Source organism: Rhodococcus sp. 077-4 (assembly GCF_047782425.1).
Taxonomy (GTDB): Bacteria; Actinomycetota; Actinomycetes; order Mycobacteriales; family Mycobacteriaceae; genus Rhodococcoides.
Map to the genome: position 1 here is coordinate 1,022,682 of NZ_JAJPWC010000002.1, position 23,133 is coordinate 1,045,814.

Below are 23,133 nucleotides of genomic sequence, written 5' to 3' on the forward strand. Positions count from 1 at the left end.
TGCAGGTGCGGCGAGATCTAGGGTGTGACGTATGAACCCGTCCCGAATCAGCCTCGATACCGCCGTCGACGCCACCAGGACGGGCGACATCTGGATCTTTCGCGGCCACTCGGGCGCCGATCGCGCAATCCAGGCTCTGACGAACAGCCCCGTCAACCACGTCGGGATGGCCGTCGTGATCGACGACCTGCCGCCGCTGATGTGGCACGCTGAACTCGGAAAATCGTTGCAGGACATGTGGACCGGCAACTATCAGCGCGGAGTGCAGTTGCATGATCTGCGTGCGGCCGTCACCCAGTGGTCCACGAAGTACGAACAGCGTTGCTGGCTGCGGCAATTGGACGAGTCCGTCACGAAAGCGCAGGAGGACGCGCTGCTTCGGACGATCGCTCGCATGGACGGAACGGCCTTTCCGACCACTGCCGCGCTCGCCGGACGGTGGTTCCGGGGACGCGTGCCGTCGTTGCGCCGCACAGAACGCGAGGGAGCAGCCCTCGAAACTGCATACTGCGCCGAGGTCGTCGCCATGACCTACGACTCGATGGGTCTGCTCACCGGCAACAAGAAAGCCAACTGGTTCGACCCAGGAAAGTTCTGGAGCGGCGACCGACTCCCGCTCGCCGACGGGGTTCGTCTGGGCGAGGAAATCGAAGTGGATGTGCCCGTCACACACTGATCGACGCGTCGGCCGCGGTGCGTCCGCCCAGTTCCACCCAACCGTCGTCGTCGATGGTGGTGCGTAGCTCGGAACCGGCTCCCTGCACGATGTTCAGCCCCCGGCCGAGTTCTCCGGTGAGCCGGACCGCGGCCGAACCGGTCGCCTCGTCCTCAGCAATACCCATCACGGGTGCGAACATGCGAGAGCGCAGCGCGCCGTTCTCCTCGTCGGTCCAGGCCCAGATGTAGTGGTGCCCACTGTCGTATGCGCCCGGGTCCGTTGCCGACACCTCGGCTGCGTCGTGGACCTGACGAAAGCTGACCTGCGGTGCCCAGTCGGCGCGGGCGCGTACCCAGGTGTGTTCGCCGTCGTAGCGAATGTTCAGCTGGGCAGCAGGAACGGTCAGGGTAGTGACCGGATGGCCCTGTTCACGGAGCCACCAGGCGAGTCCGACGGTCGGATGTCCGGCGAAGGGCAGCTCGGCGGCGGGGGTGTAGATGGTGGCCGAGGCCGTTCCCGATGCAGTGCACTCGACGAACACGGTCTCGCTGAAGCCGAGTTCGGCGGCGAAGCGCTGCCGGTCTCGCTCCTCCACGGCGCCGGCGGCCACGATGCCCAGTGGGTTGCCGAAGTTGCCTCGGGCATCGGTGAACACTCGGACGACGGAGACGTCGGTAGCCATGCCTGGACGCTAGCAAATGCAGAACGAGGGACCCGCAGATGCGGATCCCTCGTTCGCGGTACGGATTCGACTCGAAAGTCAGACGGCGGCACCGTCGAGAACTCGGCCTGCTTCGACTGCCTGGGCAACGCCCGCGACGATCGACGCGGCGCGGATGGCCTCGAAGATCTTCTCGCGGTCGACACCCTCGTCGCGCAGTGTCTTCTCGTGCGCCTCTAGGCAGTGGTTGCAGCCGTTGACGGCCGAAACCGCGAGCGACCACAGCTCGAAGTCGGCCTTGTCCACGCCGGGGTTACCGATGATGTTCATCCGCAGACCGGCGCGCAGATCGTCGTACTTACCGTCCAGGTATCCCTTGGTTCGGTAGAAGACATTGTTCATGCCCATGATCGACGCGGCACCGAGCGCCGCGTTGTAGGCCTCGGCAGACAGCGTGTCGGCCGCGTCCTCGGCGATCTCCTTCAGCGTGGTCGCGGACTTCGACGCCGCGGCGACCGAGAGCAGAGTGCCCCACAGCTGCTGCTCGCTGAGCACCGTGGAGCGGGCGATGGAACCGAGGTTGAGCTTGAGGTCCTTGGCGTATTCGGGTACAGCGCTCTTGAGGTTCTCGATCGACATGTCAGACGCTCGCCGTCAGCAGTTCGCCTGCGTCGATGGTGGGGTCACCCTTCTTCCAGTTGCAGGCGCACAACTCGTCGGACTGCAGGGCGTCGAGTACGCGCAGCACCTCGTCCACGTTGCGCCCCACCGATCCTGCCGTCACCGATACGAACTGAATCTCGTTGTTCGGGTCGACGATGAAGGTGGCGCGGTCGGCAACACCGTCGGCGTTGAGAACGCCTGTAGCGGTGGCGAGTTCGCGCTTGAGGTCGGAGAGCATGGGGAAGGGGAGTGTCTTGAGTTCGTCGTGCTGAGCGCGCCACTGGAAGTGCACGAATTCGTTGTCGACAGATGCTCCGAGGACCTGAGCATCGCGGTCTGCGAACTCCTCGTTCAGCTTGCCGAACGCAGCGATCTCGGTGGGGCAGACGAACGTGAAGTCCTTCGGCCAGAAGAAGACGATCCTCCACTTGCCGGCGTGGTCGTCACTGGTGACGGTGGTGAAGTAATCGTCGGGCTGCTGCGCGTTCACCTTGGACAGGTCTCCGCCGATCACGGCGGTGAGGTTGTATGAAGGGAACTGATCGCCAATTGTCAACAGTGGCATGGGGTCTCCTCGTATCGAATGATCGCGTCGTTTTTGTATGTGGGCAGTGGGGTCTATGGGAAGACGCACGGACCCGACCGACCTGTACGAGTGTGCCAAAAATTTCGCGAAAGGTAAACGTGATGAGTGGCACTACACTGATAGGCGTGACCGATCGAAGCTATCAACCGACCCTGTCGCATCTGCGTGCTTTCGTCGCAATCGCGCAGTATCGCCATTTCGGCACCGCTGCAACGAAATTGAACATCAGTCAGCCGTCGTTGTCGCAGGCGTTGGCTGCACTCGAGCAGGGGCTGGGTGTGCAGTTGATCGAGCGCAGCACCCGCCGGGTCCTGGTGACGGCCGCCGGCAACCAGCTACTGGGCCGCGCCACCGCCGCGCTCGATGCGGCAGACGGATTGGTCTCTGCCGCAGCAGGACTGGGTGGTCGTCTGAACGGCAGCCTGCGTCTGGGCATCATTCCGACCGTGGCACCGTACGTGCTGCCCACGGTGCTCCCCGCCGTTCGCGCCGAGTATCCGGACCTGGTACCGAGGATCGTCGAAGACCACACCGCTCGGCTGCTCGATGCACTTCGGTCCGGTGCGATCGACGTTGCCGTTCTCGCGGTACCCGTCGTGGACTCCGGCATGGTCGAAATACCGATGTACACGGAGGATTTCGTGCTTGCGCTGCCCGCCGAGCACGCCATGGCCGGGCGCCGTGACCTGACGGTCGCCGACCTCCGTGGCCTACCCCTGCTCCTGCTCGACGAGGGGCACTGCCTGCGCGAGCAGACCCTCGACCTGTGCCGCTCGGTGGACATCGCGCCCGACGCAAGTGACACCAGGGCGGCGTCGCTGACCACGGTGGTTCAGTGCGTGGCGGGAGGGCTCGGCCTGACTTTGCTGCCGCGCAGCGCCGTCGACGTCGAGGTCGCTCGCGCGGGACTGTCCACCGCGGAGTTCGCCCACCCTGCACCCGGACGCACCATCGGTCTGGTGCATCGATCCTCGAGCGCGCGCTCCGCCGAATACGGCGCGCTGGCAGGTCTTCTCGCCGCGCACGTTCTCGCCGACACCCGGGCCGGCCTCAGCCGGGCGTGACGACTATTTCGTCGAACACGATCTCCCCGGCCGCATCCGACTCCGGCACATCGATCACGGCGTCGAGCGACCAACCGTGGTCCCCGTCGGGATCCTCCAGCACCTGACGCACCGTCGTGGATTGCGCCCCGACGTTCAGGGTGAACAGCGCGGGCCCTCTGGCTGATGGTCCGGTTCCGATCGAGCCGTACTCGGCGAAGAACGGCTCCAACTCCGCCTCCCAGTCAGGGCCGTCGTCGAGTTCGTCGAGTGCATTCCACTGACGACGCGCCGCCAGGTCCACTCGCCGGAAGATGGCATTGCGCGCCAGGATTCGGAACGCGCGCGGATTGGCCGAGATCGGCCGTGGCGCGTCGGATCCGTATGCCTCGACGAGAGCCTCCGGCTCGGCGCCGGGATCGGTCAGATTCTCCCACTCGTCGAGCAGGCTCGAATCGACCTGACGAACGAGCTCGCCGAGCCACTCGGTGATGTCCTGAACCTCCTCGGTTCGAGACTCCGGCGGAACGGTCTGCCGCAGCGTGCGATAGGCGTCGGCGAGATACCGCAGGACGAGTCCCTCCGATCGCATGAGACCGTAATGGCTGATCAATTCCGCGAAGGTCATCGCCCGCTCCACCATGTCGCGCACCACGGACTTGGGCGAGAGGCCGATTTCGGAAAGCCATGGATGGGTGCCGCGATAGATCTCGAACGCAGGAACCAGCAGCTCTGCAAGCGGTTTCGGCCAGGTGACCTCCTCGAGCAGCTCCATCCTCTCGTCGTATTCGATCCCGTCGGCCTTCATCTGCGACACCGCTTCGCCCCGTGCGGCATGCTGCTGTGCCATCAGGATCTGGCGGGGATCGTCGAGTGTCGATTCGATGATCGAGACCACGTCGAGCGCATGGGTCGGTGATTCGGCGTCGAGCAGATCGAAGGACGCGACCGCGAAGGTCGACAGCGGCTGATTGAGCGCGAAGTCCGGTTGCAGGTCCACGGTCAGTCGCGCATGTCTGCCGTCGGCGTCCGGCTCGTCGAGTTGCTCGACGATGCCCGCATCGACCAGACCGCGATAGAGCGAGAGCGCGCGCAGGATGTGCTTGCGCTGCGCAGGCCGCGTCTCGTGGTTGTCTTCGAGTAGATGACGCATGGCGTGGAAGCAATTGCCAGGGCGCGCAATGACATTGAGCAGCATGGCGTTGCTCACCGAGAACCGGGACGTGAGCGGCTCGGGGCTCGCTGTGATGATCCGCTCGAAAGTCGGCTCGCCCCACGAGACGAAACCATCGGGAGCCTTCTTGCGCTGCACGCGCTTGAGCTTCTTCGGGTCGTCGCCGGCTTTGGCCACCAGACGTGCGTTCTCGATGTCGTGTTCGGGAGCCTCGACCACGACGGTGCCGAGGGTGTCGTACCCGGCTCGCCCCGCGCGTCCCGCGATCTGGTGGAACTCGCGCGCTCTGAGCTTGCGAGTTCGAATGCCGTCGTACTTGGTGAGTCCGGTGAACAGCACGGTGCGAATGGGGACGTTGATGCCAACCCCCAACGTGTCCGTCCCGCAGATGACCTTGAGCAGACCGTCCTGCGCCAGTTTCTCGACCAACCGTCGGTACTTGGGCAGCATGCCTGCGTGGTGCACCCCGATGCCGTGCCGAACCAATCTCGACAGAGTCTTCCCGAAACCGGTGGTGAAGCGGAAATTGCCGATGGCCTCGGCTATCTCGGCCTTCTCCTGCTTGGACGCGACGTTGACGCTCGTCAACGCCTGGGCTCGTTCGAGCGCCGCGGCCTGCGTGAAATGCACGACGTAGACCGGTGCGAGGTGCGTCTGCACCAATTCTTCGATGGTTTCGCCGATCGGGGTGGTCACGTACGAGAACATCAACGGAACCGGACGCTCGGTGCCCGAGACGACGGTGGTCGTCCTCCCGGTGCGTCGGGTCAGGTCGTCTCGAAAGAACGAGACGTCGCCCAGGGTTGCCGACATCAGCAAGAACTGGGCGTGCGGCAGTTCGATCAACGGCACCTGCCAGGCCCACCCTCGATCGGGCTCGGAGTAGTAGTGGAACTCGTCCATGATCACCTGGCCGATGTCCGAGCCTGCACCTTGACGGAGGGCGAGGTTGGCCACGATCTCGGCGGTGGCACAGATGATCGGAGCACCGGAATTGACCGACGCATCGCCGGTCATCATGCCGACGTTCTGGGCACCGAAGATCTCGCACAGCCCGAAGAACTTCTCGCTGACGAGCGCCTTGATCGGCGCTGTGTAGAAGCTTCGAATGCCGGCGGCCATCGCCGCGTAGTGCGCTCCGATGGCAACCATCGACTTACCCGAACCGGTCGGTGTTGCGAGGATGACGTTGGAGCCGGAAACGAGCTCGATGAGAGCTTCCTCTTGCGCGGGGTAGAGGGTCAGACCGCGGTCGGCCGTCCAGGTGGTGAAGGTGTCGAACAGGACGTCCGGGTCGACGCCGTCGGACTGCGCAGCGGTGACATCGGGAATCAGTTCGGTGAGAAGCACCTCTACAGGCTATGTGGGATCGACAGTCGGTCTAGCATCGACACAGACACCCGGTCGAGTCCGAGGCCTCAGGTTGCGCTGCGTTCGTCCGAGCCCATGGCTCCGAGCACGGCGAGGCGGGTGCTTGCGCTTCCGGTGATCATGTCCTCACCGACACCGGTGATCAGTAGGTTGCGCCATCGCACTTCGTCGAAGGTCAGAGACGGCGTCGAATCGATGAAGTCTTCCACGACCTGCAGGAAGCGCATCGGGTCGTCGCGGAAGGGGAAATGTCCGGAATTCTCGAAGACCTCCAACGTCGAGCCGGGCATGGCCGAGTGGGCGAGGTGCGCATGGCTGACGGGTATCACCGAGTCCTGATCACCCCAGACGAGCAGAACGGGCAGGTTTTCGGTGAGGTAGCACCGGTCCAGCATCGTGACCACCTGACCGCGCCAGTCCACGACGGCGCGCAACGTCCGCAGGTACGCCTCGTAGGTCGTCGGGGCCGGCAGTTCGCTGAGCACACGAATCAGATCGGGGGTGTCGTGCAGAAGCGAACCGGGCCGCAGGGGTGAGCTGTGCAGTTTGCTCAGGAGGCCACCCGCAAGCTTCACCGCAGGGATCGCGCCCGGCAGGCGCAGCAACTTGACCGCCTCGCTCAGAAACGGCATCGATGCCAGCCGAAGAATGGGATGCACGTCCTTGGTGACGCCGCCGGAGGACACCAGCGCCAACCTGTCGACCATGTTGGGGAACTGGTAGGCGAACTGCATGGCGACGCCGCCGCCGAGTGAATGGCCGACGACGGTGACGTGTTCGATGCCCAGTACCGAGAGCAGATCACGCATGCCGTTGGCGTACGCGGCGACGGAGTAATCGGCACGGGGCTTGTCCGAGCGACCGTGCCCGAGAAGATCCGGGGCGATGACGGTGTAGTGCTTCGCGAGGTGTGGGATCACCTCGTTCCAGGTCTCGGAGTTGTCGCCGATCCCGTGGATCAACAGCAACACCGGACCTTCACCGGCCATCCGGAACGCCCGCCGGTAGCCGTGGATGGTTCGAAAGATCAGCCGAGGTTCTTCGTCGGGAACCGGGCGGAGCTTACGACTGCGCGGATTGGTGGTCATCTGCGCCTCCTGAAATTCCCTGGTGCGCCGCAGGCGGCGGCACAGTACGGCGACGCCGTGCACGAGTGTGTAGACGTACGTACCGGAGTACGTGTTGCTACGACTCTTGCACGAGATGACGCCCAGGGCAGAACATCGAGCGGATTTACGGTTACAGGTATGTTTCGATCCCCGTGCGCTGTCGGATATGACCGCTTACGCCGCTTCTTACTGTGACCGATGACACTCCGCTACCGGTCGGTGGTGTCGTCGCCTTCGTCGAGACCCGCCTGCTCGGCCAGAAAACGCTCGAACTCGGCACCGAGTTCATCCCCGCTCGGCAGCGGTTCGTCGCTGGCCAACAGGGTGGATTGCTGTTCCTGTGCGGCCACGTACGTGTCGTACTGACGCTCGAGCGCCTGCACCACCGACTGCACCTCTTCGTTTCCGGTGATGTGCTCGTTCACCTGTTCGCGTACGCGTGCCGCGGCCTCACCCAGCGCCGCGAGCGGCAGATCCAGGTCGGCCGCCTCGCTGACGTTCTCGAGGAGGGTTTCCGCTGCACCGGGGTAGTCGGTCTGTGCGAGATAGTGCGGGACGTGCACCGAGAAGCCCATCGACTCGTGGCCGTGCTGCGCCATCCGCAGCTCGAGCAGGGACGACGCGCTGCCGGGCACCTGCAGGTCACCTGCCCAGCTGTTGCCTTCCTTGACCAGCTCTTTGTCGCTGGCGTGGGCCGTCACTCCGAGTGGTCGCGTGTGCGGAATCGCCATCGGGATCGAGCCGAGAGCGATGGTGCGCCGCACTCCGAGCTGCTCGGCGAGCAGACGAACTGCGGTGGTGAACTTCTCCCACCGCAAATCCGGCTCCATGCCGGCGAGCAACAGGAACGGGGTGCCCGCGCGGTCCTTGACCGCGTACAGGTTCAGTTCGGGAGCGTCGTAATCCGAGAAGTGATCGGACTTGAACGTCATGGTGGGTCGACGGGACCGGTAGTCGATCAGTTCGTCGACATCGAACGACGCGACCAGCTCGGATTCGAGGCTCTCGCGCAGATGAGTGGTAGCCAGCTTGACTGCGTGACCTGCGTCGGAAAAGCCCTCGAGGCCGTGCACGAGGACGGGTCCGACACCGTCGTTGGAAAAGATTTGCGGTGCCGGAAACTCCAGCTCGTACATCTTCGACTGTTCGGTCATGGCGGGCCCCTTTCGGATCGACTCGTCGGTACCTCGACGCGAGATTCGGGTCAGAATACGCCGACCCTCGGCCCACACCGCGTACGCGCGACGTCGAACGTGGTGAATCACTACCCGAAAGAACAACCGGTGGACCGCGGTTCATTCCCCGGCGCGGCTTCGATCCCCACGCCGCGGGACGACATCAACGGTCGAAGTTGGCCAGCGCTCGAATCTTGTTGGTGACGTCGAGGGCCGCGACCTTGTAGGCCTCGGACAGTGTCGGGTAGTTGAACACGGCGTCGACGAGGTAGTCGACGGTGCCGCCGCAGCCCATCACTGCCTGCCCGATGTGCACCAGGTCCGTCGCACCCGAACCGAAGATGTGGACACCGAGTATCGACCGGTCCTCGGTGGAGACGAGCAATTTCAGCATCCCGTACGAGTCACCGGCGATCTGGCCGCGCGCGAGTTCGCGGTACCTCGACACCCCGACCTCGTAGGGGATGGAACCCTTGGTCAGTTCGACCTCCGTCACACCTACGTACGAGACCTCAGGGATGGAGTAGATGCCGATGGGCTGAACGTCGGTCAGTTTCGCACTGGACTCGCCGAACGCGTGATACGCCGCCAGCCTGCCCTGATCCATCGACGTCGCGGCCAACGCCGGGAACCCGATGACATCTCCGACGGCATAGATGTGATCGACCTTGGTCTGGAAATGCTCGTCGACGAAGATGCGACCTCGCGCATCGGCTTCGAGGCCGGCGTTCTCGAGTTCGAGGGCCGTGGTCAGACCTTGACGGCCGGCCGAATACATCACCGTCTCAGCCGGGATGCGTTTGCCACTGGCGAGCGTCGTCACCGTGCCGTTCGGGCCGACGTCCACGGCGGTGACTGCCTCCCCGAATCGGAACGTCACAGCGAGATCGCGGAGGTGGAACTGCAGCGATTCGATGATCTCGCGATCGCAGAAGTCGAGCATCGAATCACGCTTCTCGACGACGGTGACCTTGGTCCCCAGGGCAGCGAACATCGACGCGTACTCGATCCCGATGACGCCGGCCCCGACGACGACCATCGATGCCGGAATGAACTCGAGATTGAGGATTCCGTCGGAGTCGAGCACGCGGTAGTCGTCGAAGGCGATGTCGGCGGGACGGGCGGGCGCGGTGCCGGTGGCGATCACCACGTTGGCGGCCTTGACCGTGATGCGTTCACCGCGCAGCTCGTCCTCGATGACGATGGTGTGCGCATCGAGGAACTTGCCGACGCCGGTGATGAGCTCGATGCGGTTGCGGAGCAGCTGCGAGCGCACCACCTCGATCTCCTTGCCGATGACGTGTTGGGTGCGCGCCAACAGGTCTGCCGGAGTGATGTCGGCCTTCACCCGGTAGCTGGCTCCGTACAGCTCACGTTGATTCATGCCCGTGAGATAGAGGACGGCCTCGCGCAGCGTCTTGGACGGAATGGTGCCGGTGTTGACGCAGACCCCGCCGAGCATGTGGCCCTTCTCCACGATCGCCACCCGCTTGCCGAGCTTCGCAGCCGCGATGGCCGCCTTCTGGCCGCCGGGGCCGGAGCCGATGACAACCAGGTCGTACTCCATGGGTTCAGACATTCGTCATAGTTACCGCTCGCACGCAAAGACTGCGTGCCCACCCGGTCACAAGCTTGTGAACTCCACGATTCGGTGCGCCGAACCCATGCAGATGTCGCCACGTACTGATGCGTTGTGCGAGGCTGAACACAGCACGAAACACCCGATTTACAGTGGAGGAACACATGCCGCAGCAGGTCCGCGCCGTCGTCGCCAAGAGCAAGGGCGCACCCGTCTCCATCGAGACGATCACCATCCCCGATCCCGGGCCCAACGAGGTCGTGGTGAAGATCGCGGCCTGCGGGGTGTGCCACACCGACCTGCACTACCGCGAAGGCGGCATCAACGACGAATTCCCGTTCCTGCTCGGACACGAAGCCGCCGGCATCGTCGAGACCATCGGCGACCGCGTCGAACACGTCGAGGTCGGAGACTTCGTCGTCCTCAACTGGCGCGCCGTGTGCGGGGAATGCCGCGCCTGCAAACGCGGCACCCCGTGGTACTGCTTCGACACCCACAACGCCGCACAGAAGATGACCCTCGACGACGGCACCGAACTGACCCCGGCCCTGGGCATCGGCGCATTCGCCGAGAAAACCCTAGTCCACGAAGGCCAGTGCACCAAGGTCAACCCGGACGCCGACCCCGCCGTTGTCGGACTGCTCGGCTGCGGCGTGATGGCCGGACTCGGCGCGGCGATGAACACCGGCAACGTCTCGCGCGGAGATTCGGTCGCGGTGATCGGCTGCGGCGGTGTCGGCGACGCCGCGATCGCCGGAGCCCGCCTGGCGGGGGCGTCGACGATCATCGCCGTCGACCGCGACCCGGGCAAGCTCGAATGGGCACTCGAACTCGGAGCCACCCACACCGTCGACTCCTCGGTCGTCGACGCCGTCGAGGCCGTCCAGGAACTCACCGGGGGGTTCGGTGCCGATGTGGTCATCGACGCCGTCGGCCGCCCCGAGACGTGGAAGCAGGCGTTCTACGCCCGCGATCTGGCCGGAACCGTCGTCCTCGTCGGTGTCCCGACACCGGAGATGACCCTCGAGATGCCGCTGATCGACTTCTTCTCCCGCGGCGGATCACTGAAATCGTCCTGGTACGGCGACTGCCTACCCGAACGCGACTTCCCGCAGTTGGTGGACCTGTACCAGCAGGGCCGGTTGCCGCTCGAGAAGTTCGTCACCGAACGCATCACCCTCGACGACGTCGAAGCCGCGTTCGACAAGATGCATCAGGGCACCGTCCTGCGGTCGGTGGTGATCCTGTGAGCGGGACCTTCCGTGTCCAGAACGTCGTCACCTCCGGGACATTTGCGCTCGACGGTGGCACCTGGGATGTCGACAACAACATTTGGCTCATCGGTGACGACGACGAGGTGGTGATCGTCGACGCCGCCCACACCGCCGCCCCCATCATCGACGCTGTTGCCGGCCGGAATGTGACGGCGATCGTCTGCACCCACGGTCACAACGACCACGTCACCGTCGCCCCCGAGTTGGCCGAGGCGCTCGATGCGCCGATTCTGCTGCACCCCGCCGACGACATGCTGTGGGATCAGACCCACCCCGGGGTCGGGCACGACGCCCTCGAGGACGGCCAGCGCATCACCGTCGCCGGAACCGACATCCTGGCACTGCACACCCCCGGGCATTCACCCGGCTCGACGTGCCTGTATCTGCCCGAAGCAGGACAGTTGTTCTCCGGTGACACCCTCTTCTCCGGCGGACCCGGAGCCACCGGACGCTCGTACTCGGATTTTCCGACCATCATCGGGTCCATCCGAGACCGCCTCTTCGCACTCCCTGTCGACACGCGCGTCAACACCGGCCACGGCGACGGAACCCGCATCGGCGACGAAGCACCACACCTCGAAGAATGGATCGCCCGCGGCAACTGAGTTCGCGACACTGCGGTAGCTCGCCTGCCGCGTTCGAGGTGGTCGAAATGAGACAGTGGTGGGGACGCCGGAGCGTGTGCTCCGGCGTCCCCACCGACTCGAAGAGGACGCATCGTGAGCCCCGCCGCACCCAGAACCCGCCTGTCCATCGTTATGACGTCGGCGGCGATCGGGGCTCTCGTGCTGGTCGGCTGCAGCTCCACCGTCACCGGGACCCCCGAACCCAGCTCGGGTGCGGCCACCTCGTCGTCGCCGTCCGGCGTGGATCTCAACACGCTGCTGATCGACCCGTCGATCTTCCCGGCACCGTACGACGCGCTGGTACTGCCTCAGCAAGCCATCTCGCAGGCCGCACCGGACCTCAGCGGAATTCCTGCCGGTGCAGAGGTCAGCCCGGCAGGCTGCAAGCCGGCGGACCAGGACTTCGGCCCCACGGGCACGGCCATGATCGTCGGTACCGACAACGACAGCCGGTCCACCATCTCGATCGAGTTGACCGCGGTGGACGAACCGCTCTCGGCGCGCAAGCAGCAGCTCGAACAATGCGGCGAGGTCACCGCGACCAAGTCCGGCGCGACCTCGACGGTGACCTCCACACTGACGCCTGCACCACCCATCGATGCGGACGACACGTTGGCCGTCCGGCAGACGGTGGCTTCGGGGGCGGGCGGCGACGCCGTCACCCAGTCGATGCTGACGTTGATGGCCCAGATCGACGGTGTGCGAGTGTCGGCCACGTTCATGTCGTTCGGGCAGGGCACGCCGGATGCGATGACCCTCGACGAGCTGTTCACCGCGGCAGTCCAGAAGGTCGGCAAGCGATGACGCCGCAGTAGCAGACGGGGCCGACACGGATCGATCGCCGGAAGCCCCAGCGACCCGATCCATCCACAGGAATCCAGTCCTCCACAGGGCAGTACGAAACCCCAGGTCGTGCCCGATTCCTCGCACGGTTCGCCGCCAGGATTCTCCGGTATGTACACACCGACGAATTCCCATGACAGTTTCGGCTCTCGCCATCGCGTGCGCCTCGGCGACGCGAGCGACCTGATTGCAGCCGTCCCGGCGATGCTCGGGTTCCACCCGCATCGGTCGATGGTCCTCATCGCAGTGAAGGACGGCGGTGCCAGCGTCGGACCCACGATGCGTCACGACCTCGTCCTGGCGGGCGAACACATCGATCGGCGCGCAGGCAGTCACACCCGTGCAACCCCCGAAATGCTCGACGTCATCGGGTATCTCGCCGGCTACTGCGCGTTGGAGAACATTCCCGCAGTCATGGCCGTGTTCATCGACGACAGGCTGGATCGAGCCGTCAGGACACCTCATCTGCTCGACGTCGAAGCGCTGGTCGTCGAACTGGACGCCACACTCGCATCGTTCGGGGTGCAGCTCAGCGAAGCCCTGGCAGCATCGGAGATCGCCGATTCGGCCGACTGGTGGTCTGTTCGCGGACCGCAGCGGCACGGAGTGATGTCCGACCCGTCGACATCGCCGATGACCGTCGCCCGCGTGCTCGACGGCTACCCCGTCCGACGGTCCAGGCGTGAGCTGGTCGAGATCGTCGCGCCGGGCCCCGACGAGACCGTGCGGGCCGTGGCCGCCGAGATATCACGACAACGACGCGACCGCGGCCGGTCTCCAGCCGACGAATTGACGTCGGTGCTGACGTACGTCGCACGGGGACCGTACGACACCGAATTGGACCCGACCGACATCGCCCGGATCGCCATTGCGATCGGTCATGTACAGGTGCGTGACGCACTGCTCGCCTTGACCCTAGGCGACGATGCGGGCTTCGTCGAAGAGTTCTGGGCGACGATGTGCCGAACTTTGCCGAGGGGCGAAAGGGCCATCGCTGCAACACTTCTGGCCTTCAGCGCATACGTGCGTGGAGACGGTCCGATGGCCCGTATCGCGATCGATGCAGCACTGGAGGCGGAGGAGACCTACAGCCTGGCTCGGCTGTTGGACAGATCGCTCAGCGCAGGTGCCGGCCCCGAACTCGTGCGTGAAGTTGCCGAGACTGGCTTCGCGTGTGCCCGAGCCTGCGGAGTTCGGCTACCCGGCGACCCGTTCGGTCGACGGTGAGTCCTCACGCAGGTCGGGTCAGCTTGCCGCGTGGGAACGGTCGCCGAGCTCCTGCAGGAACGCCCACGCGTCGGCGACGATGCGATCGAGATCGGTCAGCTCCGGTGTCCACTTCAGTTCCTCGACCGCGCGCGCACTCGAGGCGATCAAGACTGCCGGATCGCCGGCGCGACGGGGAGCCTGCTCGACGGCGATGGGCAGCCCGGTGACGCGTTCGCAGGACGAGATCACCTCGTGTACCGAGAATCCCGTGCCGCTACCGAGGTTGTAGATGGTGTGCTCGCCCGGCTGGGCCGCGTCGACTGCGAGGATGTGCGCCTCCGCGAGGTCGGCGACGTGGATGTAGTCACGGACGGCCGTACCGTCAGGAGTGGGCCAGTCGGTACCGAACACCGAGATTTTCTCGCGCTGCCCCAGAGCGACCTGCAGCACGAGCGGAATGAGATGTGTCTCGACAACACGGTTCTCGCCGAAACCGTTGTAAGCACCGGCCACATTGAAATACCGCAGGCTGGTGGCGGCCAGTCCGTACGCCGTTGCGTAGGACGTGATCGCGTGGTCGATCGCGAGTTTGGTGGCACCGTACGGATTGGTGGGCCGGGTAGGAGCGTCCTCGGTGATGGGGCTCTTCTCCGGCTCGCCGTACGTGGCGGCGGTAGAGGAGAACACCAGCTTCGGGGTGCCCGAGGCGCGTACGGCGTCGAGCAGCGCCAGCGACGTGACGACGTTTCCACTCCAGTACTTGTCGGGGGAGACCACCGATTCGCCGACCAGAGATTGTGCTGCGAAGTGCAGGACGGCATCGAAACCGCCGCCCATCAGCACGTCGGCGGCCACGTCCTTGATGTCACCTTCGACGAATGTGGCACCGGTGGGAACTGCGTCCCGGTTACCGGTGGAGAGGTTGTCCACGACCACGACCTCGTGGCCGCGCTCGACGAGCACGGCCGCACACACACTGCCGACGTACCCTGCACCACCGGTAACCAGAAGCTTCACTGTTCGTTCTCCCTCACATGCGTCCGACGCCGTCGTCGGTGCGAGGTCAGACCTTCTTCACCTGGACGGCGTGCGCCATTTCGTCGGATATGTCGACACCGCTGTGTCCTGGCACCGTGATCGTGACCGACCCGGGCTTGGCTTCGACTGTAACCCGAGCATCGGGGACCACGCCTGCCTCGCGAAGCTGAGCGATCACCTCGGGGTCGGACTGAACGTGCTCGGCGAGGCGACGAACCACGACCGCAGTCGGCTGGCCGACCGGAACATCGGTGAGACGGATCAGAGCCTCGGGTGCCAGAGTGGATCGGCCGAGACCGAGCTCTTCCAATCCGGGGATCGGGTTGCCGTACGGCGATGTCGTCGGGTTGTTCAGAACGGCGACCAGACGACGCTCGACCTCCTCGCTCATCACGTGCTCCCAACGGCACGCCTCGGCGTGGACGTCCTCCCAGCGCAGACCGATGATGTCCACGAGGAGACGCTCGGCCAACCGGTGCTTGCGCATGACGGCAACCGCCAGGCTGCGGCCCTTCTCGGTCAGCTCGAGGTGCCGGTCCCCGGCGACGGACAACAGACCGTCGCGCTCCATCCGAGCTACGGTCTGGCTGACGGTGGGACCACTCTGTTCGAGCCGTTCGGCGATCCGCGCGCGAAGCGGGATCACGCCCTCTTCTTCCAAGTCGTAGATCGTCCGGAGGTACATCTCCGTGGTGTCGACCAGATCCTTCACACTCAACCCCTTCGTCGGGCTCGATCCTACCGTCAGCGTCTCGAAATCGGCGCTGCACCCAGCCGCAACGGGCGCGGCGCACCACAACGATGGACTGGGTTTCCCATGGCTTCTCACAAAGGGACTGTTGGAGCAACACCGGAACCCGGCAACACCATCCCGCCGGACGACGTAGTTTTGTTCGTATGTCTGATCAGGCGACACGCGCCGCCGCGTCCATCCCGAACCGCCCCGAGGACATCGTCGTCTGGAGTGCGGACTACCTCGGCTACCGGTGGAGCGACGACCACCCGATGAACCCCACTCGACTCGATCTCACCATGGCGCTCGCCACCGACATCGGCCTCCTCGACGGCATCGAACTCGTCGAGCCGGCCGCTGCACCGGACTCCGAGTTGCTGCGGTTCCACACCAGCGCCTACATCGAGGCCGTCAAACGAGCTCCGTCGCAGGGACCGGCCCTCCGCGATCCCGACGACGTCGTCCACGGACTCGGCTCCGACGACAACCCGGTGTTTCCGCAGATGCACGAGGCGAGCGCCATGCTCGCCGGTGGGTCGCTTGCCGCCGCCCGAGAAATCGCGTCGGGACGCGCTCGACGCGCGGTGAGCATCGGTGGCGGTATGCACCACGCGATGTCCGACTGGGCCTCGGGTTTCTGCGTCTACAACGATGCAGCGATCGCCATCTCGTGGTTGCTGGACAACGGTTTCGATCGGATCGCGTACATCGATGTCGACGCCCACCACGGCGACGGGGTTCAGGCGGCGTTTCTCGGCGACCCGCGAGTTCTGACCGTCTCGTTGCATCAGCACCCGGCGACGCTGTGGCCCAACACCGGTTGGTCGACCGAGGTGGGAACCGAACGCGGCGAAGGAACCTCGATCAACGTTCCGCTGTTGCCGGGAACCGCGGATCGGTTGTGGTTGCGTGCATTCCACGCGATCGTGCCGGGTGCCATCGGGGCCTTCAAGCCTCAGATCATCGTCAGTCAGTGTGGTGTCGACAGCCACCGTGAAGATCCGCTCGCAGACCTGGCCCTGACGGTCGACGGCCAGAACGCTGCGTTCCTGGCCATGCGTGACCTCGCCGACCAGCACTCCGAAGGCCGATGGTTGGCCGTCGGCGGAGGAGGGTACGACTTGGTGCGTGTCGTTCCACGGTCCTGGACGCACCTCATCGCTGCTGCACTCGGCCGCGACATCGACCCGATGTCGGCGTTGCCGGACACGTGGCGCGAGCGAGTACGGACCATGGCACCGAGTGTCGACCTGCCACAGACCATGGGCGACGGGGGAGACGTCGACTATCCCGCGTGGGACGGCCCCGGTGGTTCTCTCGCCGGAACCGACGGCACCGACAGGGCGCTCGAACGCGTCGACTCGGCGATCATCGCCACCCGTCGAGCAGTGTTCCCACTGCTCGGACTCGATCCGGAGGACCCGCGTGACTGATCCGACCGACGGCCCCTCGGCCGAGGCGTCGACCGCTTCGGTATCGGAACCGAGCAGCAAGGACCTGGCCAGAGAGCGCGCGGAGACATCGTTCCCGCGGCACTGGGTAGCCGATGTTCTCACCTCCGACGGCGGCGTGGTGCACCTGCGCCCGATAGTCCCGTCCGACTCCGAACGCATCGTCGCGTTCCACGGGCGCCTGTCCGAGCGAACGAGGTATCTACGGTATTTCGGTCCGTATCCGACGATGCCCCAGCGTGACGTGCTCAACTTCACCACCGTCGATCATCACGGCCGGGTCGCGTTCGTGGCGGTTCTCGGTGACGACATCATCGCGGTCGGCCGATACGAGCGACTGCCCGAGGGTGACGGCAACTCCGCCGAAGTGGCCTTCGTCGTCGCCGACGCGCATCAGGGCCGTGGGCTCGGGCCCATTCTGCTCGAACACCTCGCCGGAGCTGCCGCCGAGAACGGGGTGAACATGTTCGTCGCCGAGGTGCTCGCCGAGAACCGGAACATGGTGTCCGTCTTCCGTGAAGCCGGATACCAGGTCAGCAGGTCCTTCGAAGGTGGCGTCCTGCGGCTGGAATTTGCCATCGACCCGAGCGAAGCCCTTCTGTCCGTGCGTAATTCGCGTGAGCGTGCGGCCGAGGCCCGCAGCGTGCGCAACGTGCTCAGCCCCCGATCGGTGGCCGTGATCGGAGCCTCGACCGACAGCTCGAAGGTGGGCAACGCCGTCCTGGCCAATCTGCTGGCCGGCAACTTCACCGGACCGGTGTACCCCGTCAACGCCGACCACCGGTCCGTCCGAGGGGTCCGCGCCTACGCGACGGTGCACGACATCCCGGACCCGGTCGACCTGGCGATCGCCGCGGTTCCGGCCGATGCCATCGACGCGGTTCTCGACGACTGCCTCGACAAAGGTGTCAAAGCGTTGCTGGTGGTCTCCGGCGGGTTCGGCGAGACCGGACCCGCGGGGCAGGAGAGCGAGCGCAGGTTGGTGCTCGCTGCTCGGGCGCACGGCATGCGGTTGATCGGACCCAACGCGCTCGGTGTGGCGAACACCGATCCCGAGTTCGGGCTCAATGCCACCCTCGCGCCGCATCTGCCCACTCCTGGCAACGTCGGATTCTTCTGTCAGTCCGGCGCTCTCGGCATCGCGATTCTGGACGAGGCCGCCAACCGCAGGCTCGGATTGTCGACCTTCGTCTCGGCCGGAAACCGCGCCGACGTCTCCGGCAACGATCTGCTCCAGTACTGGGACTCCGACCCGGCCACCGAAGTGATTCTTCTCTATCTCGAGAGCTTCGGTAATCCCAGGAAGTTCACCAGGATCGCTCGGCGGGTCGCGCGGAGCAAGCCCATCATCGCCGTCAAGAGCGGACGTGGTGCCGTCCCGCCCGCACATGCGATCGGTGCCGACATCGACGACTCGATCGTGCGGGCACTGTTTGCGCAGGCCGGCGTCATCCAGGTCGATACCATCTCGGAACTGTTCGACTGCGCCGTTCTGTTCGGCAACCAACCTCTGCCGGTCGGACCGAGGGTGGCCGTGGTGGGAAATTCGACGGCTCTGGGCGTGCTGGCCGTCGACGCTGCACGAGCCAAGGGGCTGCATGCGAGTACCCCGACCGACGTCGGTCCGCAGGCGGGACCCGAGGAGTTCGCCTCGGCCGTGTCCGCAGCACTGGCCGCGGCGGACATCGACGCCGTCATCGTCGTCTTCGTGCCCCCGGTCGCCGTCGAAGTCGAACCGTTCGCGGCCGCTCTCGGCAATGCCGTACGCGGATCCGACAAGCCCGTACTCTCCACGTTCCTCGCCACCGAGGGAATCCCCGACGTATTGGCCGTGCGCGGACCGGGTGGCCATCCCGTTCGCGGTTCGGTGCCCTCGTACTCGAGCCCGGAACGCGCGGTTGCGGCGTTGGCCGCCGCGTGGCGCTACTCGTCCTGGCGTTCGCGACCTGTGTCCAATCTGGTCCGGCCCAAGAGCATCGACTCCGAGCGCGCCAACCACCTGGTCGAAGGGTGGCGTTCGGCGGGTAGTGAGGGACGGTGGTTGTCGGACTTCGAGACTGCGGATCTTCTCGCCTGCTACGGACTCGATGTCGTGGCGTTCCGGACGGTGACCGACGAGGACGAGGCCGTCGCAGCGGCCGACGAACTGGGATACCCCGTTGCGGTGAAGGCGACCGGCGAGCAATGGCGGCACCGACCCGACCTCGGGGGAGTGCGACTGGACATGGCCGACGCCTCCGCGGTGCGGGTGGCATATCGCAACCTGGCGGCGGACTCGGGCGAACCGCTTCTGCACATCCAGCGCATGGCGGTCAAAGGAATCGGTTGCGTCGTGCGAGTCCAGGACGACCCATCGTTCGGTTCGCTCATCTCGTTCGGCCTGGCCGGGGTGATCTCGGACCTGTTGGGCGACCGCGCCTACCGGGTGTTGCCGCTGACCGAGGACGAGGCGGCGCAATTGATCGATGCGCCCAAGGCGGCTCCGCTGCTGTCCGGATATCGCAATGCGGTGCCCGTCAACAAGAATGCGCTGATCGATCTCGTTCAGCGCATTTCTGCACTGGCCGAAGACATCGCGGATATTCGCGAGATCTCGTGCGAGCCGGTTCTTGCCTCCGCCGACGGTGCACAGATCACCGACGCCCGGGTGCGCATCGGGCCCGAACCGACCAAGGCCGACCTCGGTCCGCGTCGTCTGCGCTGAACGAGGATCGAACCTTCCCCACAAATGCAGCAGCCGAGTCGACGTCCCGAGGGGAGGAAACGTCGGCTCGGCTACTGCGTGAGGTGGCGCGAACAGGGATGGTCACCGCTGCTCCACCGGTCGGTGGCTCGGCTCAGCTGGCGTACGAGCGCAGCTTCTCGGCGCGGTCGCCCTGGCGAAGCTTGACCATCACCTCGCGCTCGATCTGACGAACACGCTCGCGGGAGAGTCCGAAGAGCTTGCCGATCTGGTCGAGGGTGCGCGGCTGGCCGTCGTCCAGACCGTAACGAAGCCTGATGACCTGCTGCTCGCGCTCATCGAGAGTGCCGAGCACGACGCGAACGTCGCTGTGCAGCAGACCGGCGATGACGGCATTCTCGGCAGAGGTGGCTTCCGAGTCCTCGATGAAGTCGCCGAGAGGTGCTTCCTCGTCGCTTCCGACCGGCATGTCCAGGCTGACCGGATCGCGGCTGTGGTCGAGCAGATCGGCGATCTTCTCGACCGCGATACCCGATTCGCTCGACAGTTCCTCGTCCGTTGCCTCGCGTCCCAGCTGCTGATGCAGCTCACGCTTGATCCTGGCCAGCTTGTTGACCTGCTCGACGAGGTGGACGGGCAGCCGGATCGTGCGGCTCTGATCGGCCATGCCGCGGGTGATGGCCTGCCGGATCCACCACGTCGCGTATGTGGAGAACTTGAACCCCTTGGCGTAGTCGAACTTTTCCATTGCCCTGATCAGACCGAGGTTGCCCTCCTGGATCAGGTCGAGCAGCGGCATGCCGCGGCCGGTGTAGCGCTTGGCGAGGGACACGACCAGGCGAAGGTTCGCCTCGAGCAGGTGGCTGCGTGCGGCGCTACCGTCGCGCACGATGATCGCGAGGTTGCGCTTCTTGACTGCGCTCAGCCGCTTCGTGTTCTCGAGAACCTGCTTCGCGTAGAGACCGGCCTCGATCCTCTTGGCAAGATCGACTTCCTCGGCAGCCGTCAGCAGTGCGGTGCGGCCGATGCCGTTGAGGTACACGCGAACGAGATCGGCTGCTGGGCTCTGGGCGTCCAGATCGGCATCGGTGGGCCGCGGACGAATCGTGGTGCTGGGGCTGGTCATGACTTGCCTCCTGGTCGGTGGTGTCTCACAAGGTTCAACGCTCGGGAGACTCCGATAAGTTCCCACGCCGATCCTGGTGATACCCGCGTGACCAGGGATTACGTCACTCTCGTCCTGAGAAGTTGCTGAGAAGTGAAACCGCCGGGAACGGCCCGGCTCACGGGCCGAGGTCGCGGACTCATCGGGCCGGCCGAACCAACCCGTGCCGGACGAGCCCCTGCATCATCGTGACCGCATGGGCGGCCAGATCCTCGGCATCCTCGTCGTGCGCGGCAGCGAGCAACTCGACCAGTTCACCGACCGGCAGGCCGTCGGGTCGCAGCCCGGCGAGCAGGGCTGCACCCAGTTCGTCGATGTCGTGCTGCCACTGCGGACCGTTGCCGCGGTGGACCCGCACCGCCACGGGAGCCCAACCCTCGTCTCCGGGAAGGTAGACGCGTTCGAGTGCGGTGTTGGGGTCGAGGGTCAACACCGAGTCGAGGATGTCGTGCTCACGCAGCCAGTCGAGCCGGGCGAAGTACTCCACCGATTCGTTGCCGAGAGGGTCGGAGAAGCCGTGCGTGAGCTCCTCGGCGAGAAGGTCGGTCGACGTGTCCGTCCTCCGGAGATAGACGAAACCGAAACCGATTCCTTCGACGTCGGCCGCGAAGAAATGGTCGAGCCAGGATTGCGCCACCGCAGCCGCGTCGGGATCGCGGGGGTCGAGTCCACCGTCGCGCATCCAGGTGCCCACGTACAGCGCGGGATCGGCTACGTCGCGCTCGACCACCCAGGCGTCGATCCCGTGTGCGGGCAGCCACGATGCGACGCGCGTGCGCCAGTCCTCGCCGCGCACATGGATCCAGGACGCCAGGATGGCGGCGGTGCCGCCGAGTTCGAGGTGGTCGGGTGCCTGTTGGATCATCAGCGCGCTGGCACCGTCGAGATCGAGGCCGGAATCGCGGTACGAGTGCAGCACTTCGGCGCGGCCGACGACGAAGGGCGGGTTGGCGACGATGCGATCGAATCGGCGTCCGGCCACGGGCTCGAACCACGAACCGTGCAGCAGTTCGACGGCGAGGCCGTTGAGCGCCATCGTCGCGGCCGCGAGCTCCATCGATCGTTCACTGATGTCGGTCGCCGTCACCTGTGCTGCGTAACCGCTGGCGTGCACTGCCTGGACGCCGCAGCCGGTTCCGACGTCGAGAACCGTCGCCACCGGGGACGTCGGTGTGCCACGCAACAGAGACAACGAGGCCTGACCGACTCCGAGCACGTGGTCGGGAGCAGTCTCGGCGGCTCGCATGCTGCCGTCCGGATCCGAGACGATCCACCGAGTACCGTGCCCGGTGTCGAGCGGTCGGATGTCGAGCAGAGCTCGCACCGCCGATCCGGTCCGAGTGAGGATGCCGGCCGCAACGGCATCCTCGATCGTCAACGGCGCGATGGCGTCGGCCACATCGGACTCGGGGCAGTCGTCGACGAGGAGGAACAGGCGCACCAGAACACCCAGCGCGCCGCCGTCCAGACTCGCATTGCGGACCGGAACGGGCTCGCTTCGTCCCAGCGCACCGTGGGCGTCGTCTCCGAGCAGCGTCAGAACGCCGTCGGCGTCGTACCCGGCACGCTCGAAAGCGTCACGAAGGTGCGGGCAAGCGGCTACGAGCCGGGAGGTGGATGTCGGTGCAGTCACGACGCAAGTGTCCCACCGGCCGCCGACGACGTGTCAGTCGTCGCCCGGTTCGATCACTCGGTGATTGCTCGATTCCAGCTGCGGCGCGTCGACGGTTCGGTAGTCGTACCGGCTCATCTCGTCTTTCGTGCGCGGCGGTCGATCGTTGGCGATCAGCACTGCCATCCACGGCAGCGGAATGGACACGCCGACGATCGCCATGGAGATCCACGGATTCATCCACATGCCGTAGGCGAGGGCAGCCAACACCAACGCCGGGATTCGAAAGGACATGATGAACATGTACTTGCGAACACGCTTCTTGTGCTGTTCTTCGACCGATTGCTGCGCCTCGGTGATCAGGACGGGCCCATCCGGCGAGTCGCTGTACGCGCTTCCGTCGAACCCTGGGGTTCTCGTCATAACTCCACTGTGGCACTACCGCTCACAGAATGCATACGACGAGCTTGTGTAACCGGT

The 23,133-nt window shown here is 65.4% G+C and carries 20 protein-coding genes; 8 read left to right on the forward strand and 12 right to left on the reverse strand.

Going from position 1 to position 23,133, the window contains the following annotated elements:
* Positions 1-31 precede the first annotated feature (31 nt).
* Positions 32-676 (forward strand): hypothetical protein, encoded by a 645-nt coding sequence (locus ACNEOT_RS14075; protein WP_415974627.1) that lies wholly within the window; start codon positions 32-34, stop codon positions 674-676.
* Here the strand turns inward: ACNEOT_RS14075 and ACNEOT_RS14080 are convergent.
* From ACNEOT_RS14080 to ACNEOT_RS14090, 3 genes are all read right to left on the reverse strand, one after another.
* Positions 666-1,340, reverse strand: coding sequence for a PhzF family phenazine biosynthesis protein (locus tag ACNEOT_RS14080; RefSeq protein WP_415974628.1), 675 nt, complete (start codon positions 1,338-1,340; stop codon positions 666-668). The two genes, ACNEOT_RS14075 and ACNEOT_RS14080, sit on opposite strands and share 11 nt — an antisense overlap.
* Before the next feature lie 78 nt (positions 1,341-1,418).
* Positions 1,419-1,958 (reverse strand): carboxymuconolactone decarboxylase family protein, encoded by a 540-nt coding sequence (locus ACNEOT_RS14085; RefSeq protein ID WP_415974629.1) that lies wholly within the window; start codon positions 1,956-1,958, stop codon positions 1,419-1,421.
* A gap of 1 nt (position 1,959) precedes the next feature.
* Positions 1,960-2,547, reverse strand: a complete 588-nt coding sequence (locus tag ACNEOT_RS14090; RefSeq protein ID WP_415974630.1) for a peroxiredoxin — start codon at positions 2,545-2,547, stop codon at positions 1,960-1,962.
* A 146-nt stretch (positions 2,548-2,693) separates the two neighbouring features.
* On the opposite strand from ACNEOT_RS14090, the gene ACNEOT_RS14095 reads away from it, so the two are divergent.
* Positions 2,694-3,632: a hydrogen peroxide-inducible genes activator gene (locus ACNEOT_RS14095; protein WP_415974631.1), complete on the forward strand. Its 939-nt coding sequence runs from the start codon at positions 2,694-2,696 to the stop codon at positions 3,630-3,632.
* Here ACNEOT_RS14095 and ACNEOT_RS14100 read toward each other — a convergent pair.
* The 4 genes from ACNEOT_RS14100 to sthA form a co-directional block, all read right to left on the reverse strand.
* The gene (locus tag ACNEOT_RS14100; RefSeq protein ID WP_415974632.1) at positions 3,619-6,135 is read right to left on the reverse strand and encodes a DEAD/DEAH box helicase; all 2,517 of its coding nucleotides are present in this window, start codon (positions 6,133-6,135) and stop codon (positions 3,619-3,621) included. The two genes, ACNEOT_RS14095 and ACNEOT_RS14100, sit on opposite strands and share 14 nt — an antisense overlap.
* A gap of 68 nt (positions 6,136-6,203) precedes the next feature.
* Positions 6,204-7,244 carry an alpha/beta fold hydrolase gene (locus tag ACNEOT_RS14105; RefSeq protein WP_415974633.1) on the reverse strand — a complete coding sequence of 347 codons (1,041 nt, stop codon included), beginning with the start codon at positions 7,242-7,244 and terminating at the stop codon, positions 6,204-6,206.
* Between the two features lie 230 nt (positions 7,245-7,474).
* Positions 7,475-8,419: a proteasome assembly chaperone family protein gene (locus ACNEOT_RS14110; protein ID WP_415974634.1), complete on the reverse strand. Its 945-nt coding sequence runs from the start codon at positions 8,417-8,419 to the stop codon at positions 7,475-7,477.
* A gap of 184 nt (positions 8,420-8,603) precedes the next feature.
* Positions 8,604-10,019, reverse strand: coding sequence for a Si-specific NAD(P)(+) transhydrogenase (sthA, locus tag ACNEOT_RS14115; protein WP_415974635.1), 1,416 nt, complete (start codon positions 10,017-10,019; stop codon positions 8,604-8,606).
* A 164-nt stretch (positions 10,020-10,183) separates the two neighbouring features.
* Between sthA and ACNEOT_RS14120 the strand changes: the two genes are divergently transcribed.
* The 4 genes from ACNEOT_RS14120 to ACNEOT_RS14135 all read left to right on the forward strand — a co-directional run bounded on the left by ACNEOT_RS14120 (position 10,184) and on the right by ACNEOT_RS14135 (position 13,989).
* Positions 10,184-11,269 carry an S-(hydroxymethyl)mycothiol dehydrogenase gene (locus ACNEOT_RS14120; protein ID WP_415974636.1) on the forward strand — a complete coding sequence of 362 codons (1,086 nt, stop codon included), beginning with the start codon at positions 10,184-10,186 and terminating at the stop codon, positions 11,267-11,269.
* Entirely contained in the window at positions 11,266-11,898 is a 633-nt protein-coding gene (locus ACNEOT_RS14125) for an MBL fold metallo-hydrolase (protein WP_415974637.1), read from the forward strand. Before ACNEOT_RS14120 ends, ACNEOT_RS14125 begins: the two co-directional genes overlap by 4 nt.
* Before the next feature lie 153 nt (positions 11,899-12,051).
* Positions 12,052-12,723 carry a DUF5642 family protein gene (locus ACNEOT_RS14130; RefSeq protein ID WP_415975170.1) on the forward strand — a complete coding sequence of 224 codons (672 nt, stop codon included), beginning with the start codon at positions 12,052-12,054 and terminating at the stop codon, positions 12,721-12,723.
* Positions 12,724-12,873: 150 nt separating this feature from the next.
* Complete coding sequence (locus tag ACNEOT_RS14135) at positions 12,874-13,989, forward strand: DUF4192 domain-containing protein (RefSeq protein ID WP_415974638.1); 1,116 nt, start codon at positions 12,874-12,876, stop codon at positions 13,987-13,989.
* A gap of 18 nt (positions 13,990-14,007) precedes the next feature.
* Here the strand turns inward: ACNEOT_RS14135 and galE are convergent, their stop codons facing one another.
* Complete coding sequence (gene galE, locus ACNEOT_RS14140; protein ID WP_415974639.1) at positions 14,008-14,988, reverse strand: UDP-glucose 4-epimerase GalE; 981 nt, start codon at positions 14,986-14,988, stop codon at positions 14,008-14,010.
* 46 nt (positions 14,989-15,034) lie between these two features.
* The gene (locus ACNEOT_RS14145; protein ID WP_415974640.1) at positions 15,035-15,721 is read right to left on the reverse strand and encodes an iron dependent repressor, metal binding and dimerization domain protein; all 687 of its coding nucleotides are present in this window, start codon (positions 15,719-15,721) and stop codon (positions 15,035-15,037) included.
* Positions 15,722-15,906: 185 nt separating this feature from the next.
* Here ACNEOT_RS14145 and ACNEOT_RS14150 point away from each other — a divergent pair, with 185 nt between their 5' ends.
* Positions 15,907-17,175 (forward strand): acetoin utilization protein AcuC, encoded by a 1,269-nt coding sequence (locus tag ACNEOT_RS14150; RefSeq protein ID WP_415974641.1) that lies wholly within the window; start codon positions 15,907-15,909, stop codon positions 17,173-17,175.
* A 64-nt stretch (positions 17,176-17,239) separates the two neighbouring features.
* Positions 17,240-19,897: a GNAT family N-acetyltransferase gene (locus ACNEOT_RS14155; RefSeq protein WP_415975171.1), complete on the forward strand. Its 2,658-nt coding sequence runs from the start codon at positions 17,240-17,242 to the stop codon at positions 19,895-19,897.
* 133 nt (positions 19,898-20,030) lie between these two features.
* Here the strand turns inward: ACNEOT_RS14155 and ACNEOT_RS14160 are convergent, their stop codons facing one another.
* The 3 genes from ACNEOT_RS14160 to ACNEOT_RS14170 all read right to left on the reverse strand — a co-directional run bounded on the left by ACNEOT_RS14160 (position 20,031) and on the right by ACNEOT_RS14170 (position 23,076).
* Complete coding sequence (locus tag ACNEOT_RS14160) at positions 20,031-21,002, reverse strand: sigma-70 family RNA polymerase sigma factor (RefSeq protein WP_032377730.1); 972 nt, start codon at positions 21,000-21,002, stop codon at positions 20,031-20,033.
* A gap of 178 nt (positions 21,003-21,180) precedes the next feature.
* Positions 21,181-22,674 carry a methyltransferase gene (locus ACNEOT_RS14165; RefSeq protein ID WP_415974642.1) on the reverse strand — a complete coding sequence of 498 codons (1,494 nt, stop codon included), beginning with the start codon at positions 22,672-22,674 and terminating at the stop codon, positions 21,181-21,183.
* Positions 22,675-22,707: 33 nt separating this feature from the next.
* Complete coding sequence (locus tag ACNEOT_RS14170; protein ID WP_415974643.1) at positions 22,708-23,076, reverse strand: DUF3099 domain-containing protein; 369 nt, start codon at positions 23,074-23,076, stop codon at positions 22,708-22,710.
* Positions 23,077-23,133: the final 57 nt, after the last annotated feature.